Source organism: Nonomuraea typhae (assembly GCF_009760925.1).
Taxonomy (GTDB): domain Bacteria; phylum Actinomycetota; class Actinomycetes; order Streptosporangiales; family Streptosporangiaceae; genus Nonomuraea; species Nonomuraea typhae.
The window spans coordinates 722,450-738,881 of sequence record NZ_VRLV01000003.1 but is presented as its reverse complement, the minus strand read 5'-3'; the positions used below and the strand labels follow the sequence as shown (position 1 = coordinate 738,881).

The window sequence follows — 16,432 nt, the reverse complement described above, 5'->3', positions numbered from 1 at the left end:
GCCGACACTTCCCGGGACAGGGGGTCGCCCCCACCGCCGGCTCACTCCCAGCGGAACGTGCGTGAAGCCAGTCCCAGGGTCGCCGCGGCCCAGATCAGCAGGACCGCCAGCGCGCCCAGCGGCAGGGCGGCGCCGTCGCGCAGCACCGCGCGCAGCCCGCCGGCCAGCGCCGAGATGGGCAGCAGCTCCAGCACCGAGCGCACCCCCTCGGGGAACTTCGACAGGGGGAAGACCACCCCGCCGGCCCCGAGCAGCACGAGGTAGACCAGGTTGGCCGCCGCGAGCGTGGCCTCGGCCCGCAGGATCCCGGCCATGAGCAGGCCGAGCCCGCTGAAGGCGGCCGTGCCCAGCAGCACGAGCAGCGCCGCGGCGGCGAAGGAGCCGTGCGGCCGCCAGCCCAGCGCCAGCGCGACCGCCACGATGACCACCGCCTGCAGCGCCTCCACCGCCAGTACGGCCAGCGTCTTGGCGAGCATGAGCCCGGCCCGCGACAACGGCGTGGCGCCCAGCCGCTTCAGCACGCCGTAGCGGCGCTCGAAGCCGGTCGCGATGGCCTGCCCGGTGAAGGCCGTGGACATCACGGCCAGGGCCAGCACGCCGGGGGCGAGGAAGTCGACCCGGCGCCCGCCCCCGATGTCGATCAGCGGCGCCAGCGAGAACCCGGCCAGGAGCAGCACGGGGATGATCAGCGTCAGCAGCAGCTGCTCGCCGTTGCGCAGGATGGCCCGTACCTCGGCGCCCGCCTGGGCCAGCACCATCCTGGGCAGCGGCGCGGCCCCGGGGGAGGGGGTGAGGTCAAGGGTGGTCATCGCAGTTCGCGTCCCGTCAGTTCGAGGAAGACGTCCTCCAGCGTGCGCCGTTCGATGCGCAGGTCGTCCGCGGTGACGCCCTCGGCCGCGCACCACGCGGTCACGGTGGCCAGCAGCTCGGGCCCGACCTGGCCCTCGATGATGTAGTGGCCGGCGGGTGACTCCTTGGCGGCGCTCCCGGCGGGCAGCGCGTTGAGCAGCTCCTCCAGGGCGAGGCCGGGGCGGGCGCGGAAGCGGAGCTGGCGCTCGGCGCCGGTCAGGGAGGCGGGGCTGCCCTCGGCCACGACCTGGCCGCGGTCGATGATGACGACGTGGTCGGACAGGCGCTCGGCCTCGTCCATGTGGTGGGTCGTCAGGACCACGCTGACCCCGGCGGCGCGCAGGTCGCCGACCAGCTCCCAGCAGGCGTGCCTGGCCTGCGGGTCGAGCCCGGCGGTGGGCTCGTCGAGGAAGACCAGCTCGGGGCGGCCGATGACCGCCGCGGCCAGGGACAGGCGCTGCTGCTGGCCGCCGGAGAGCCTGCGGTAGGGGGTGCGGACGTGGTCGGCCAGGCCGAGCCGTACCAGGAGGGCCTGGGCGTCGAGGGGATGGGCGTAGAAGCGGGAGACCAGGCGCAGCCACTCGCCGCAGCGCGTCGCAGGCGGGACGCCGCCCGACTGGAGCATGACGCCGACGCGGTGACGCAGGCCCTGGTCGCGGGGGTCGGCGCCGAGCACGCGCACGGTGCCGGCGTCGGCGCGCCGGAAACCCTCGCAGATCTCGATCGTGGAGGTTTTCCCCGCGCCGTTGGGCCCGAGGATCGCGGTGACCGCGCCGCGCGCCGCCGAGAGCGTGAGGCCGTCGATCGCGGTCGTGGCGCCGTAGCGCTTGACCAGATCGATGAGTTCGACGGCTGGGGAATCCATGGCCAAGAGTCTAGGGACTGCCATGGGTGGTCCGGGCTGCGGACCTGCCTGGGCGTAAAGGCTTGCGGACGAACCCGTCAAGTCGCCTGACGCGTGGCATGGGACGTGATTGGGTGAGTGTGGGCTATCTCACATAAGGAGGGGGAAGGTGTCAGTACGCAGCGCCTATGATCCGGGCGTTCCCTGCTGGGTGGATCTGTCCACCACCGACGTCGCCGCTGCCGTGGACTTCTACGGCGACCTGCTCGGCTGGCGGGCCGAGATGGTCGACGACCCGGCCGCCGGCGGATACGGCCAGTTCTGCGTGGGCGACAAGGTCGTGGCCGGGGTCGGCCCCCTCCAGGCCGAGGGCATGCCGCCGGTGTGGAACATGTACGTCTCCACCGACAACGCCGCCGAGGTCGCCGATCGCGTCAAGAACGCCGGAGGCACGGTCGTGGCCGAGCCGTTCCCGGTGTTCGAAGAGGGGATCATGGGCGTCTTCCAGGGGCCCGACGGCAGCTTCTTCTCCGTCTGGCAGCCGGGCAACCACCACGGCGCGGCCCTGGTCAACGAGCCGGGCGCCTTCTGCTGGAACGAGCTGGCCACCCGCGACGTCGAGGCGGCCACCGGCTTCTACCGCGCGGTCTTCGGCTGGGAGCCGCAGACCTCGTCGATGGGCGAGTTCGAGTACACCGAGTGGCACAACGCCGGGCGCAGCATCGCGGGCATGATGGCGATCTCCCCGGACTACCCGCCTCAGGTGCCCTCGCACTGGATGACCTATTTCTCCGTGGCCGACCTCGACGCGACGCTGGCCAAGGCCCGCGAGAAGGGCGCCACCGTCGTGGTGGACAAGGTGGAGGCGCCGCCCGGGCCGTTCTCGATCCTCACGGACCCGCAGGGCGCGGCCTTCGCCGTGATCCAGCTTCACGAAAATTCCTGAAATAGGGAATTAGGTTGACCTAATTCCCGTTCAACCCCTCGGCCCTCGTGGGTCATCGGCCTGCGAGGGAGAGGGGTACGGGCATGTCCGTGGCAGAGGCCACTCCGGCGACCGCATCGGGAGTCAAGGGAGGGCGCCGCGGACCGCTCCTGGTCATCCTGGGCGCGTTGAGCGCCATCGGGCCCCTGGCCATCGACATGTACCTGCCCGCCCTGCCGGCCATCACCGGGGAGATGCTCTCGGCGCCCGCGCAGGTGCAGCTCACGCTCACCGCCTGTCTCATCGGCGTCTCGCTCGGCCAGATCCTCGCCGGTCCGATCAGCGACGTGCGCGGGCGCCGCGGCCCCCTGATCATCGGCGTCGGCGGCTTCGCGCTGGCCTCCCTGCTGTGCGCCTTCGCCCAGAACGTCCCCGTCCTCATCGCGCTGCGCCTGCTGCAGGGCGTCCTCGGCGGCGCCGCCCTGGTCATCGTCCGGGCGGTCGTGCGCGACCTGTACGACGGCGCCGCCATCGCCCGCATCTTCGCCACGCTCATGCTGGTCAGCGGCCTGGCGCCGATCCTGGCCCCGATCGCCGGGGCGCAGCTGCTGACGTTCACCTCCTGGCGCGGCGTCTTCGTGGCCCTGAGCCTGCTCGGCCTGGTGCTGCTGCTGGCGGTCATCCCCGGCGTCAAGGAGACGCTCCCGGCCGGCGAGCGCGAGAGCGGCGGGCTCAAGCACACCGTCCTGACGTTCTGGCAGCTGGTGCGCGACCGCGCCTTCATGGCCTGCGCGCTCACGGCCGGCCTGTCCTTCGCCGCGATGTTCGCCTACATCTCCGGCTCGCCGTTCGTGATTCAGGGCGTCTACCACGCCAGCCCGCAGCAGTATTCCCTGATCTTCGGTCTCAACGCGCTCGGCCTGACCGTCATGGCGCAGGTGGGCGGGCGCCTGGCCGGTCGCGTCGCGCCCGTCCGCCTCGTCCAGGTCGGCCTGGTCGTCGCGCTGGCGGGCGGCGCGCTGCTGACGGCCGCCGCCACCGCCGGGCTCGGCCTGGGCGGCATCGTGGCGGGCCTGTTCGTCATCATGTGCGGGCAGGGCCTGGTGCTGCCGGGCACCGGCGCCCTGGCTCTGGGCAGCCAGCCCCCGCAGGTGGCCGGGAGCGCGTCGGCGCTGCTCGGCGTGCTGCAGTTCGCGCTGGGCGCGCTCGCCGCCCCGCTGGTGGGCCTGGCGGGCTCGGGTACGGCGGTGCCGATGGCGGTCGTGATGCTCGGTCTCATCCTCGCCGCCGGAATCGCCTTCGCCCTGCTCCGGCGCGGTGTTAGGTAAGGCTAACCTGCGTGAGAAATTGCATTCTCCGCATCTCCGGATCCGTTTGAGAAGCGGGAAGGAATTACGGCACACTGATGTTGTGAAAAACGTGAGCTCCTCGAATGAGCCGGGACATGAGCGCGGCACCCGCGCCCGTGTCGCTCGTCTCATCCTGGAGCACGGTCCCGTCACGGCCGCCGCACTCGGCGAGCGGCTCGGGCTCACGCCCGCGGCAGTCCGGCGCCACCTCGACGCGCTGCTGGCCGACGGGATGATCGAACCTCGTGCGATGCGGCCGCGCGGACAGCGCGGCCGAGGGCGGCCGGCCAAGCTGTTCGCCATCACCGACGCGGGGCGAAGTGCTTTCGAGCACGCCTATGACGACCTGGCCAACAGCGCCCTGCGCTTCCTGGCCGATCACATGGGCGAAGAAGCGGTGACCGAGTTCGCCCGCTCGCAGGTCATGAGCCTGTTGCAGCGGCTCGAGCCGGTCATGGCGACAGTGCCGGAGGATCAGCGCGTCCATGTGCTGGCCCAGGCGCTGTCGGCGGAGGGCTACGCCGCCTCGGCCAGCAAGGCCAAGTCCGGCGGAGACCAGCTCTGCCAGCACCACTGCCCGGTGGCGCACGCGGCCGCGGAGTTCCCGCAGCTGTGCGAGGCCGAGACGGAGGCGTTCGCGCGTCTGCTCGGCACCCCGGTGCAGCGCCTGGCCACCATCGCACACGGCGACGGGGTCTGCACCACGCACGTCAGCCCCGTACGGATACAGGACGCGCACCAGAACCCGCTACGGGGGCGGGGCCCGGTGAGCGGCCGACTGGACACTGAGAGCAAGGAGACCGGAAGGTGACTGTCACCGACCGCCCGGAGCTGGAAGGCCTCGGGAATTACAAGTTCGGCTGGGCCGACCCGGATGCCGCGGGCGCGGCGGCCAAGCGCGGCCTGTCCGAAGAGGTCGTCCGCAACATCTCAGCACTCAAGAACGAGCCCGAGTGGATGCTCGACCTGCGGCTCAAGGGCCTCCGGCTGTTCGGCAAGAAGCCGCTGCCGACCTGGGGCTCCGACCTCACCGGCATCGACTTCGAGAACATCAAATACTTCGTGCGCTCCACCGAGAAGCAGGCCGCTTCCTGGGACGAGCTGCCCGCCGACATCAAGAACACCTACGACAAGCTCGGCATCCCCGAGGCGGAGAAGCAGCGCCTCATCGCCGGTGTCGCCGCCCAGTACGAGTCCGAGGTCGTCTACCACAAGATCCGTGAGGACCTCGAGGAGAAGGGCGTCATCTTCGTCGACACCGACACCGGGCTGCGCGAGCACGAGGAGCTGTTCAAGGAGTACTTCGGCTCGGTGATCCCGGTCGGCGACAACAAGTTCGCCGCCCTCAACACCGCCGTGTGGTCCGGTGGCTCCTTCATCTACGTGCCGCCGAACGTCCAGGTCGAGATCCCCCTGCAGGCGTACTTCCGGATCAACACCGAGAACATGGGCCAGTTCGAGCGCACGCTGATCATCGTCGACGAGAACAGCTACGTGCATTACGTCGAGGGCTGCACCGCGCCGATCTACTCCAGCGACTCGCTGCACTCCGCGGTCGTCGAGATCATCGTGAAGAAGAACGCCCGCTGCCGCTACACGACCATCCAGAACTGGTCCAACAACGTCTACAACCTGGTCACCAAGCGCGCCGTCGCCTACGAGGGCGCCACCATGGAGTGGATCGACGGCAACATCGGCTCCAAGGTCACGATGAAGTACCCGGCCGTCTACCTCATGGGCGAGCACGCCAAGGGCGAGACCCTGTCCGTGGCCTTCGCCGGCGAGGGCCAGCACCAGGACGCCGGCTCCAAGATGGTCCACCTGGCCCCCCACACCTCCTCCAGCGTCATCTCCAAGTCGGTGGCGCGCGGCGGCGGCCGTACCTCCTACCGCGGTCTGGTGCAGATCGAGGAGGGCGCCCACGGCAGCGCCAGCACGGTCAAGTGCGACGCGCTCCTGGTCGACCAGATCAGCCGCTCCGACACCTACCCCTACGTCGACGTCCGCGAGGACGACGTCTCGATGGGCCACGAGGCCACGGTCTCCAAGGTCAGCGAGGACCAGCTGTTCTACCTCATGAGCCGCGGCCTCGACGAGGACGAGGCGATGGCGATGATCGTGCGCGGCTTCGTCGAGCCGATCGCCCGCGAACTCCCCATGGAGTACGCCCTCGAGCTGAACCGCCTGATCGAGCTGCAGATGGAAGGAGCCGTCGGCTGATGGGCCTGAACGAGAAGCCCCTGTCGACCCTGCACGAGAAGTCCTCCTACAACCTGGAGGACTTCGAGGTGCCCACGGGCCGCGAGGAGCAGTGGCGCTTCACGCCGCTGTCGCGCCTCAAGGGCCTGCACAACGGCACCGCCGCGGCCTCCGCCCAGGTCGTCACCCAGGTCCGGACGCCCGAGGGCGTGCAGAGCGAGTGGGTCGGGCGCGACGACACCCGCATCGGCAAGGCGTACGCGCCGGCCGACCGGGTCAGCGCCCAGGCGTACAACGCCTTCGAGAAGGCGCTGGTCGTGACCGTCCCCAAGGAGGCCGCGCCCACCGAGTCGATCTCCATCGAGATCAAGGGCAACGGCGCCCAGGGCGCCGCCTACGGCCACATCGTGGTCGTCGTCGAGCCGCTGGCCCAGGCCACCGTGGTGATCGAGCACGACGGCTCGGCCGTCTACGCCGACAACGTCGAGTTCGTGGTCGGCGACGGCGCCACGCTCAAGGTCGTCAGCCTGCAGGACTGGGCCGACGACGCGGTGCACGTCTCCCACCACCACGCCCAGCTCGCCAAGGACGCGACCTTCCGCAGCTTCGTGGTGACGCTCGGCGGCGACCTGGTACGGCTGTCGCCCAGCGTCTCCTACACCGCCCCGGGCGGCGACGCCGACCTGTCGGGCGTGTACTTCGTCGACGCCAAGCAGCACCTGGAGCACCGTCTCCTGGTCGACCACTCCGAGCCCAACTGCAAGAGCAACGTGGACTACCGCGGCGCCCTGCAGGGCGAGGACGCGCACGCCGTCTGGATCGGCGACGTGATCATCCGGGTGGCGGCCGAGGGCACCGACACCTACGAGCTCAACCGCAACCTCATCCTCACCGACGGCGCCCGCGCCGACTCGGTGCCCAACCTGGAGATCCTCACCGGCGAGGTCGCCGGGGCCGGCCACGCCTCCACCTCCGGCCGCCTCGACGACGAGCACCTGTTCTACCTCCAGGCCCGCGGCATCCCCTACGACGAGGCTCGCCGCCTGGTCATCCGGGGCTTCCTCGGCCAGCTCATCGAGAAGATCGAGGTCGAGGAGATCCGCGAGCGCGTGATGAGCGCGGTGGAAGCGGAGCTGGCCCGGTGAGCTACGAAAAGGTGTGCCGTGTCGCCGACATCCCCGACGGGGGTGTGATCGGCACCGAAGTGGGTGAGACGCCGGTGGCGCTCGTGCGCAAGGGCGCCGAGGTGTTCGCCCTGCACGACATCTGCTCCCACGCCGAGGTCAAGCTCAGCGAGGGCGAGGTCTACGACGACACCCTCGAGTGCTGGCTGCACGGATCGTGCTTCGACATCCGCAGCGGCAAGCCGACCGGCCCGCCGGCCACCAGACCCGTGAACGTTTACACCGTCAAAATCGAGGGCGACGACGTGCTCGTCTCGCTCGCGCAGGAGTCATAGTGAGCACACTTGAGATTCGTGACCTGAAGGTCGCCGTCGAGGACAAGGAGATCCTCCGCGGCGTCAACCTCACCGTGAGGGCGGGCGAGACGCACGCCATCATGGGCCCCAACGGCTCGGGCAAGTCGACCCTGGCCTACGCGATCGCCGGTCACCCGAAGTACACCATCACCGGCGGCGAGGTGCTGCTGGACGGCGTCGACCTGCTGGAACTGTCGGTCGACGAGCGGGCCCGCGCCGGCCTGTTCCTGGCCATGCAGTACCCGGTGGAGGTGCCCGGCGTCTCGGTCTCCAACTTCCTGCGCTCGGCCGTCACCGCCATCCGCGGCGAGGCGCCGAAGCTGCGCGAGTTCGCCAAGGACCTCAAGTCCGGCATGGACTCGCTGGCCATCGACGCCGCCTTCGCCCAGCGCAACCTCAACGAGGGCTTCTCCGGCGGTGAGAAGAAGCGCCACGAGATCCTGCAGCTCGAGCTGCTCAAGCCGAAGATCGCGGTGCTCGACGAGACCGACTCCGGCCTCGACGTCGACGCCCTGCGCGTGGTGTCGGAGGGCATCAACCGCTTCCGCGCCTCCGGCGAGACCGGCGTGCTGCTGATCACCCACTACACCCGCATCCTGCGCTACGTGAAGCCGGACTTCGTGCACGTCTTCGCCGGCGGCAAGATCGTCGAGGAGGGTGGCCCCGAGCTGGCCGACAAGCTGGAGGCCGAGGGCTACGAGGCATACACGAAGGCTGCCGTCTAATGAGTGGCGCGTTCGACGTGGAGAGGATCAGGAAGGACTTCCCGGTTCTCTCCCGCGAGCTGCCCGGCAACCGGTCGCTGGTCTATCTCGACTCGGGCAACTCCTCGCAGAAGCCGGCGCAGGTCGTCGAGACCATGCGCGAGCACCTGGCGATGCACTACAGCAATGTGGGGCGGGCCATGCACGTGCTGGGCGCGGAGTCCACGCAGGCGTACGAGGACGCCCGCGACAAGGTGGCCGGGTTCGTCGGCGCTCCCTCGCGCGACGAGATCGTCTTCACCAAGAACGCCTCCGAGGCCCTCAACCTGGTCGCCTACTCCTTCGGCAACCGCACCAACGAGGACCCGCGCTTCACGATGGGCCCCGGCGACGAGATCGTCATCTCCGAGATGGAGCACCACTCCAACATCGTGCCGTGGCAGATGCTGGCCCAGCGCACCGGCGCCACGCTGAAGTGGTTCGGGGTGACCGACGAGGGCCGGCTCGACCTGTCCGGCGAGGTCATCACGGACCGGACGAAGATCGTATCCATCGCGCACCAGTCGAACGTGCTCGGCACCGTCAACCCGGTCGCCGAGGTGGCGCGACGCGCCCGTGAGGCCGGCGCGCTGGTCATGCTCGACGCCTCTCAGTCCGTCCCGCACCACCCGGTGAACGTGGCGGAGCTGGGCGCCGACTTCGTCGCCTTCACCGGCCACAAGATGCTCGGCCCGTCCGGCATCGGCGTGCTGTGGGCCCGCGGCGAGCTGCTGGAGGCCATGCCCCCGTTCCTGGGCGGCGGCGAGATGATCGAGGCGGTCTGGATGGACCACTCGACCTACGCGCCCTACCCGCACAAGTTCGAGGCCGGCACTCCGCCGATCGTCGAGGCCATCGGTCTCGGCGCCGCCGTGGACTACCTGCAGAACGCCGGGATGGAGGCGATCGAGGCGCACGAGCGCACGCTGACCGCCTACGCCCTCGACGCGCTGCGCGAGATCCCGTCGCTGCGCCTCATCGGCCCGTCCACGCTCGAGGAGCGCGGCGGCACGGTCTCCTTCACCCTCGACGGCATCCACCCGCACGACGTCGGGCAGATTCTCGACGACGAGTTCGGGATCGCGGTCCGCGTCGGTCACCATTGCGCGCGCCCCCTGCATCTGCGCTTCGGAATACCGGCGACCACGCGGGCGTCGTTCTACCTGTACAACACCACGGGCGAGATCGACGCCCTGGTGCGCGGCCTCCATCACGTCCAGAAGGTGTTCGCATAGTCATGATCGGCGAGTCGATGTACCAGGAGCTGATCCTGGAACACTACAAGCACCCGCAGGGGCGGGGGCTGCGCGAGCCGTACGACGCGGAAGTTCACCACGTGAACCCGACGTGCGGCGATGAGATCACGCTCAGGGTCAAGGTCGGCCACGGCGGCAAGATCGAGGACGTCTCGTACGAGGGCCAGGGCTGCTCCATCAGCCAGGCCGCCGCCTCGGTGCTGCACGAGCTGGCCACCGGCTCGACCGTGGACGAGACGCTGTCCGTGGTCGACGAGTTCACCCGCCTCATGCAGGGCAGGGGGAAGGTCGAGGCCGACGAGGACGTGCTCGGCGACGCGGTCGCCTTCGCCGGGGTGGCGAAGTTCCCGGCGCGGGTGAAGTGCGCGCTGCTGTCGTGGATGGCCTACAAGGACGCTGTGGTGAGGAGTTCCTCATGAGTAAGCCAACGGAGACCCCGACGCAGGGGTACGACGGGGAGGCCACCGTCGATGAGGTCATGGAGGCCCTCAAGGACGTCGTCGACCCCGAGCTCGGCATCAACGTGGTCGATCTCGGCCTGGTCTACGGCCTCAACCTCGACCCGGCCGAGGGCGCCCGCCCTGTGGCCACCATCGACATGACCCTGACCAGCGCCGCCTGCCCGCTGACCGACGTCATCGAGGACCAGGCCCACTCGGCCCTGGACGGCATGGTCTCCGACGTGAAGATCAACTGGGTCTGGCTTCCGCCGTGGGGCCCCGACAAGATCACCGACGAGGGGCGCGAGCAGCTCCGTATGCTAGGCTTCAACGTCTGATCTTTTTCTGCTGTACGGCTGGCGCAGCCCGCGTCAGCCGTTTCAGCGTGCCAGGGCGGGAATACCGTTGACCCCCTCCCGCGTTGGCACCACGTGCACCTGACGCATCATCGCGCGTCTTCAGCCGCCTGCGCCGGCACCGGGTGCGCGTAGACGACCGCCTCCATCAAGGCGGGCTCGTCCCCACCCCGAGGTGTACCTCATGCACATGTACGGCGCCGCCGTACGTCCCGGCTCGTCCTTTCGCAGAAGTGACGCGCCACTTCGACTGAAAGGCACGATGTTCGTGACCATGCTTGACGTTGCCCTGCCCGAAACCTCTCCGGAGTCGGGTCCGTCCGAGTTCGAGCTGCTGGGTCTGCCGGCGCCGCTCGTGAACGGCCTGGCCCGCCAGGGCATCACCGCACCCTTCCCCATCCAGAGCGCGACGATTCCCGACGTGCTCGCGGGTAACGACGTCCTCGGCCGCGGCCAGACCGGCTCCGGCAAGACGCTCGCCTTCGGCCTGCCCACCCTCTCCCGCATCGCCGGCGAGCGGCCCAGGCCCAAGCACCCGCGCGCCATGATCCTGGTCCCGACCCGTGAGCTCGCCCTCCAGGTCCACGACGCCCTCGAGCCCCTCGGCCGCGGCCTCGGGCTGCGCATGAAGGTCGTCGTCGGCGGCATGTCCATGGGCAAGCAGATCGAGGCGCTGCGCCGTGGCATCGACGTCGTCATCGCCACCCCCGGCCGCCTCGGCGACCTCATCCGCCAGGGCGAGTGCTCGCTGTCCGAGGTGGAGGTCAGCGTCCTGGACGAGGCCGACCACATGTGTGACCTGGGCTTCTTCCCCGTGGTGACCGACCTTCTGGCCCAGACCCCGGCCGACGGCCAGCGTCTGCTGTTCTCCGCCACCCTCGACGGTGACGTGGACAAGCTGGTCCAGAAGTTCCTCAAGGACCCCATCACCCACTCCGTGGCGCCCGCGACCTCCCCGGTCGACACCATGGAGCACCACGTGATGCAGGTGACCCGCGACGAGAAGTTCGACGTGGCCGCCGAGATCGCCAACCGCGAGGGGCGCACGATCATCTTCGTGCGCACCCAGCACGGCGTCGACCGGCTCTGCAAGCAGCTCGCCCGGGTCGGCGTCCGCGCCGGCGGCCTGCACGGCGGCAAGCGCCAGAACCAGCGGACCCGGATCCTGTCGGAGTTCCGCGAGGGCAGCGTGAACGTCCTCGTCTGCACCGACGTCGCCGCCCGCGGCATCCACGTGGACAACATCAGCCTCGTGCTGCATGTCGACCCGCCGCAGGACCACAAGTCCTACCTCCACCGCGGCGGCCGCACCGCCCGGGCCGGGGAGAAGGGGACCGTCGTCACCCTGGTCCTGCCCAACGAGCGGCGCTCCACCGACCAGCTGACCCGCCGGGCCGGGATCCACCCGTTCCGTCTCAAGGCCACGCCCGGGCACCCGCGGCTGGCCGAGGTGGCCGGCGCCCGTACGCCCAGCGGCGAGCCCATCCCGGTGTGGGAGCCGGACGTGCGCAAGCCGCTGCGGCCCCGGCGTGAGGGCGGCAACGGCTCGGAGCGCCGCGGGCGCCGTCCGCGCCGCGAGTTCGACGGCGAGCGGCGTCCGCGCCGCCACGAGGACGGCGCTCGCCGGCACGAGGACGGTGAGCGCTTCCCCAAGCGTCACTCCGACGGTGAGCAGCCCCGGACCTTCGGCGACGGCCGCCGGGAGCGGGACGACCGCGGGCCGCGTGGCGGGTTCCGGCAGGGCGAGCGCGGCTTCCGCGGCGAGGGCCGGGGCGGCTTCCGCGCCGACGACCGCGGCGCGCGTCCCTTCCGCTCCGACGACCGGGGCGGGTTCCGCGCGGACGACCGGGCGGGTTTCCGCTCGGACGAGCGTGGCGGGTTCCGTTCGGAGGACCGGGGGAGCTTCCGCTCGGACGAGCGTGGCGGCTTCCGCGCCGACGACCGGCGTGACGTGCGCTCGGGCGACCGTGGCGGGTTCCGCGGCGATGACCGCGGCCCCCGTGGCGGCTTCCGCTCGGACGAGCGTGGCGCGTTCCGTGACGACCGTGGCGCGCGTCCCTTCCGTTCCGACGACCGCGGCCCCCGCGGCGGCGCCTTCCGCGCCGACGACCGTGGCGAGCGCCGCCCGTTCTCGGCCGACCGCGGCGACCGTCCCCGTGACGGCTACCGCCCCGGCAACTCCGGCCGCCGCTACGGCCGCTGAGCCACCCTGTTGGCCGGCGCCCCGTTGCGCCACCCCTCCGGCGCTCCGTCGCGCCGGTGACGACCGCTGAATCCCGGCCGATCGTGCGATCGGCCGGGATTCCGGTGTTTCTGGCCGATGCCCGCCGTACCCCGTGGAGGGCACGGCGGGCCGCAGCCGCCCCGTCGTGTCCGGCGCGCCCGTGTGGGCACGCGTCCCCCGACACAGCCGGTGAGCGTAGCGGAGAGCGCTTTCGATTCGTTATCGACGGCCCGAAACACCGACGCGTCTCGGCCTCCGGACGGAGCACCTGCAGGTCCGCCGCGAACGTTAGGCTTGGACCCGCAGATCGAGACCGACCGACGAGAGAGATCATGAAGACCTTCGAAGAGCTGTTCGCCGAGCTGTCCGACAAGGCGCGCACCCGGCCCGAGGGATCGGGAACCGTGGCCGCGCTCGACGCCGGCGTCCATGCCATCGGCAAGAAGGTCGTGGAGGAGGCGGCGGAAAGCTGGATGGCCGCCGAGCACGAGTCGAAGGACCGCGCCGCCGAAGAGATCTCTCAGCTGCTGTACCACGTGCAGGTGCTGATGATCGCCCGGGGTATCGGGCTGGACGAGGTTTACAAGCACCTGTAGGGAGTTGACCACCGATGTTGCGGCTTGCCGTACCGAACAAGGGGACGCTCAGCGAGGCGGCCCAGATCATGCTCAAGGAGGCCGGCTACCGGCCTCGCAAGGACAGCAAGGAGCTGGTGGTCGTCGACGCCGACAGCTCCTGTGAGCTGTTCTTCCTGCGCCCCCGGGACATCGCCGTGTACGTCGGCGAGGGCACGCTCGACGCGGGCATCACCGGGCGCGACATGCTCATCGACTCGGGCGCGCCGGTGGAGGAGGTCATGCCGCTGGGGTTCGGCGCCTCGACCTTCCGGCTGGCGGCCGGCTCCGGGCACATGGGCGCGGTCCAGGATCTCCACGGGATGCGGGTGGCGACCGCCTACCCGGGGCTGCTGGAGAAGTACCTGGCCGACTGCGGCGTGGACGCCCGGGTGATCAAGCTGGACGGCGCCGTGGAGACGGCCATCCGGCTGGGCGTGGCCGACGCGGTCGCGGACGTGGTCGAGACGGGCACCACGCTGCGCAACGTCGGGCTGGAGGTCTTCGGGGAGCCGATCATGCGCTCCGAGGCCGTCCTGATCCGGCGGCGCGAGGCGGCCGACGCGCCCGGGCTGGACCAGCTCATCCGCCGCCTGCAGGGTGTGATCCACGCCCGTGACTACGTGATGATGGACTACGACATCCGCGCCGAGCGGATCGAGGAGGCCATCGCGCTCACGCCCGGCATGGAGGGGCCGACGGTCTCGCCGCTGCACCGCGAGGGGTGGGTGGCCGTGCGCGCGATGGTCCGCCGCAAGGGCCACCAGCACGTGATGGATCAGCTGTGGGACATCGGCGCAAGAGCCATTCTGGTCACCGACATCTACGCATGTCGGCTATAGCGGTGTTTCCCATGGCGCGGCGACCATCGTTGCCGTGCGTGAGCAAGGAACCACCCGTCGTCATCTGATGGTCAACACCGGGGTCGTGCTCGGCGCGGCCCTGGTGTCCGGCGGGGCGTTCGCCGGCGGGGTGGCGCTGGGCAGGTCCGGCGCCGCCGTACCCGAGGAGGACCGCCCCGCCACGGCCGAGGAGGCGTGGGCGGCGCTCATGCGCGGCAACCGGCGGTGGGCGGCGGGCAGCGTCCGGCACCCGCGGCAGAGCGCGGCGCGGCGGCGGGCGGTGGCCGGGCGTCAGGAGCCGTTCGCGGTCGTGGTGACCTGCGTCGACTCGCGGGTGCCGCCGGAGGTGGTCTTCGACGCGGGCGTGGGCGACCTGCTCGTGATCCGCACCGCCGCGCACACCGTGGACCCGCTGGTGACCGGCGCCATCGAGTACGGCCCGGCCGACCTGCTGGCCCCGCTCGTGGTGGTGCTGGGGCACCGGCGGTGCGGGGCGGTCACGGCGGCCGCCCGGGCGCTGTCCGCGGGCACGACCCTGCCCGGCCAGCAGCAGCGGATCGTGGAGGCGCTCAAGCCCGTCTACTCGCCCGACGCCGAGCAGATGATCGCCGGGCACACGCGGGCCACGGTGACCCGGCTGCGGGCCGACCCGCTGCTGCGCCGGGCGCGGGTGGTGGGCGCCCGCTACGACCTCGACACCGGCGAAGTGGTCAGGCTGATCTAGCGGAGCGCGGCCATCGCCTTGATCGCCTGGTCGACCTGCTCGGGCGTGTTCATGATGGTGGTGCCGAAGCGCAGCAGCGACTCCCGGTAGGGCGTGGAACCGGCGACGATCCGGTGGCGGTCGAGGAGCCTGGCCACCGCTTCGTAGGGGCTGGCGAAGCCGTCCACGGACATGCAGACCAGACCGGCCGAAAGCTCCGGCGAGACGGGTGTGGCCAGTTTGACGTGAGGGAGGGAGCTCAGGCCGGACTTGAGGCGGGTGGCGAGTTCCTGGATGCGCGCCTGGACGCGGTCCTTGCCGATGGCCTCCTGGAACGTGAACGCCTCCTTGGCGGCCCAGCGGTGCTCGAATGCCTTGTAGCCGCCGGGCGTGTGGTAGGCGGCGGTGACGGGCTGCTGTGTCTCGCCCATGGTGAAGTAGTCGAAACTGACCTGACCGAAACTCGGGATGACCGGGACCACGGCCTCCCACGCGCGGCCCCACACGATCCCGGTGCCGCGCGGGCCGCAGAGCCACTTGTGGGTGCCGCTGGCCAGGAAGTCGCAGCCCAGGTCGCCGGGGCCGTCGGCCATGGCGCCGAAGCCGTGCACGCCGTCCACGCACAGCAGGGCCCGGTCCTTCTCGTCGCGGTTCTTGTTGGCCTCGGCGACGACCCGGGCCAGTTCCTTGATCGGCAGCCGGACGCCGGTGCTGGAGTGCACCCAGGTGACGGCGACGATCCTGGTGCGGGGGCCGATCGCGGCGCGCAGCCGGCCGGCGATCTGATCGGCGGAGGCCCGGGCCGGCGCGTCGTAGAGGCGGACCCTGCGGACCTTGGCGCCCGTGCGCTCGGCCAGCAGCCTGAGCGACTCGTGGGTGGCCAGGAAGTCGTGCTCGGTGGTCAGGACGTCCTGGCCGGGGCGCAGCCGCAGGCCGGCGTACAGCAGGGCCAGGCCCATGGTGGTGCTGTCGGTGAGCGCGATCTGCTCCGGGGCGCCGCCGAGGTAGCGGGCCGCGGCCTCCCGGACGGCCTGGTCGGGGTCGCCGCCCGGCGGGAGGTACTCGGGGTCGGCGTCCAGGGCGGCGCGATGGCGGGCCACGGCCTCGCGCACGGGGGCCGGGTGCCTGGCCAGGACGAACGCGGCGAAGTCCGCCCGATCCGCCGGCATGGTGAACTGGGCGCGCACCGAGGCCCAGTCGCCGGGCTCGAACGGCGCCGAGGACGGCGGAGCCGAGGACGGCGGCGCGGCGGGGCGCGACGGGGAGGACGACGAGGTGCACGCGCCGGCACCGGCCAGCAGCCCGGCGCTGAGCAGGGCCCGTCTGTTCAGCGGCTGCGTCATGTTGTCCTGCTTACCCTCCGGCACGGGCTCATGCCCAGCGCCACGGCGTCACGGTTTCACTTCGGCCCGCAGTTGGACGCCGCCGTGCCGCGTCGCCTACTGTTGCGGGCAAGCACCCCGCCGTGTGTCCGCGGGCCTTTTTCCCACGCCGGAGGTGCATTCTTCATGCCCGCGATCCTTCCTTTCGCCCATGCCGTGCGGCGACCTCCGTGGTAGAACCCGCCGGTCTCGGGCAGGTGGCAGGAGCGCCCGATTACCGAGGCGC

At 70.9% G+C, this 16,432-nt stretch carries 17 protein-coding genes; 14 read left to right on the top strand and 3 right to left on the bottom strand.

Annotated features, from left to right (window positions below):
- Positions 1 to 41: 41 nt before the first annotated feature.
- Positions 42 to 809, bottom strand: coding sequence for an ABC transporter permease (locus FVE25_RS15565; RefSeq protein ID WP_157247589.1), 768 nt, complete (start codon positions 807 to 809; stop codon positions 42 to 44).
- A complete protein-coding gene (locus FVE25_RS15560) occupies positions 806 to 1,714 on the bottom strand; it encodes an ABC transporter ATP-binding protein (protein WP_157247587.1) in 909 nt (302 codons plus the stop codon). The genes FVE25_RS15565 and FVE25_RS15560 overlap by 4 nt, the downstream gene beginning before the upstream one ends.
- 148 nt (positions 1,715 to 1,862) lie before the next feature.
- Here FVE25_RS15560 and FVE25_RS15555 point away from each other — a divergent pair, with 148 nt between their 5' ends.
- The 14 genes from FVE25_RS15555 to FVE25_RS15490 all read left to right on the top strand — a co-directional run bounded on the left by FVE25_RS15555 (position 1,863) and on the right by FVE25_RS15490 (position 14,845).
- Positions 1,863 to 2,639, top strand: coding sequence for a VOC family protein (locus FVE25_RS15555; RefSeq protein WP_157247585.1), 777 nt, complete (start codon positions 1,863 to 1,865; stop codon positions 2,637 to 2,639).
- A gap of 83 nt (positions 2,640 to 2,722) precedes the next feature.
- Complete coding sequence (locus FVE25_RS15550; RefSeq protein WP_157247583.1) at positions 2,723 to 3,946, top strand: multidrug effflux MFS transporter; 1,224 nt, start codon at positions 2,723 to 2,725, stop codon at positions 3,944 to 3,946.
- Positions 3,947 to 4,037: 91 nt separating this feature from the next.
- Positions 4,038 to 4,778, top strand: coding sequence for a helix-turn-helix transcriptional regulator (locus FVE25_RS15545; RefSeq protein ID WP_246267048.1), 741 nt, complete (start codon positions 4,038 to 4,040; stop codon positions 4,776 to 4,778).
- Complete coding sequence (gene sufB, locus FVE25_RS15540; RefSeq protein WP_157247581.1) at positions 4,775 to 6,187, top strand: Fe-S cluster assembly protein SufB; 1,413 nt, start codon at positions 4,775 to 4,777, stop codon at positions 6,185 to 6,187. The genes FVE25_RS15545 and sufB overlap by 4 nt, the downstream gene beginning before the upstream one ends.
- Positions 6,187 to 7,311, top strand: coding sequence for a Fe-S cluster assembly protein SufD (sufD, locus tag FVE25_RS15535; protein WP_157247579.1), 1,125 nt, complete (start codon positions 6,187 to 6,189; stop codon positions 7,309 to 7,311). The genes sufB and sufD overlap by 1 nt, the downstream gene beginning before the upstream one ends.
- The gene (locus tag FVE25_RS15530; protein WP_157247577.1) at positions 7,308 to 7,625 is read left to right on the top strand and encodes a non-heme iron oxygenase ferredoxin subunit; all 318 of its coding nucleotides are present in this window, start codon (positions 7,308 to 7,310) and stop codon (positions 7,623 to 7,625) included. The genes sufD and FVE25_RS15530 overlap by 4 nt, the downstream gene beginning before the upstream one ends.
- Positions 7,625 to 8,371, top strand: a complete 747-nt coding sequence (gene sufC / locus FVE25_RS15525) for a Fe-S cluster assembly ATPase SufC (protein ID WP_157247575.1) — start codon at positions 7,625 to 7,627, stop codon at positions 8,369 to 8,371. The genes FVE25_RS15530 and sufC overlap by 1 nt, the downstream gene beginning before the upstream one ends.
- Positions 8,371 to 9,624: a cysteine desulfurase gene (locus tag FVE25_RS15520; protein WP_157247573.1), complete on the top strand. Its 1,254-nt coding sequence runs from the start codon at positions 8,371 to 8,373 to the stop codon at positions 9,622 to 9,624. The genes sufC and FVE25_RS15520 overlap by 1 nt, the downstream gene beginning before the upstream one ends.
- Before the next feature lie 2 nt (positions 9,625 to 9,626).
- The gene (gene sufU, locus FVE25_RS15515; RefSeq protein ID WP_157247571.1) at positions 9,627 to 10,064 is read left to right on the top strand and encodes a Fe-S cluster assembly sulfur transfer protein SufU; all 438 of its coding nucleotides are present in this window, start codon (positions 9,627 to 9,629) and stop codon (positions 10,062 to 10,064) included.
- Positions 10,061 to 10,423 (top strand): metal-sulfur cluster assembly factor, encoded by a 363-nt coding sequence (locus FVE25_RS15510; protein WP_157247569.1) that lies wholly within the window; start codon positions 10,061 to 10,063, stop codon positions 10,421 to 10,423. The genes sufU and FVE25_RS15510 overlap by 4 nt, the downstream gene beginning before the upstream one ends.
- Positions 10,424 to 10,715: 292 nt before the next feature.
- On the top strand, positions 10,716 to 12,644 hold the full coding sequence (locus FVE25_RS15505; RefSeq protein ID WP_157247567.1) for a DEAD/DEAH box helicase: 1,929 nt from the start codon (positions 10,716 to 10,718) through the stop codon (positions 12,642 to 12,644).
- Positions 12,645 to 12,997: 353 nt separating this feature from the next.
- Positions 12,998 to 13,261: a phosphoribosyl-ATP diphosphatase gene (locus FVE25_RS15500; RefSeq protein ID WP_157247565.1), complete on the top strand. Its 264-nt coding sequence runs from the start codon at positions 12,998 to 13,000 to the stop codon at positions 13,259 to 13,261.
- A 14-nt stretch (positions 13,262 to 13,275) separates the two neighbouring features.
- Entirely contained in the window at positions 13,276 to 14,121 is an 846-nt protein-coding gene (gene hisG / locus FVE25_RS15495) for an ATP phosphoribosyltransferase (protein ID WP_157247563.1), read from the top strand.
- A 34-nt stretch (positions 14,122 to 14,155) separates the two neighbouring features.
- Positions 14,156 to 14,845, top strand: a complete 690-nt coding sequence (locus tag FVE25_RS15490; protein WP_157247561.1) for a carbonic anhydrase — start codon at positions 14,156 to 14,158, stop codon at positions 14,843 to 14,845.
- On the opposite strand, the gene FVE25_RS15485 is transcribed toward FVE25_RS15490, so the two are convergent.
- A complete protein-coding gene (locus FVE25_RS15485; RefSeq protein WP_157247559.1) occupies positions 14,842 to 16,167 on the bottom strand; it encodes an aminotransferase class V-fold PLP-dependent enzyme in 1,326 nt (441 codons plus the stop codon). The two genes, FVE25_RS15490 and FVE25_RS15485, sit on opposite strands and share 4 nt — an antisense overlap.
- Positions 16,168 to 16,432: the final 265 nt, after the last annotated feature.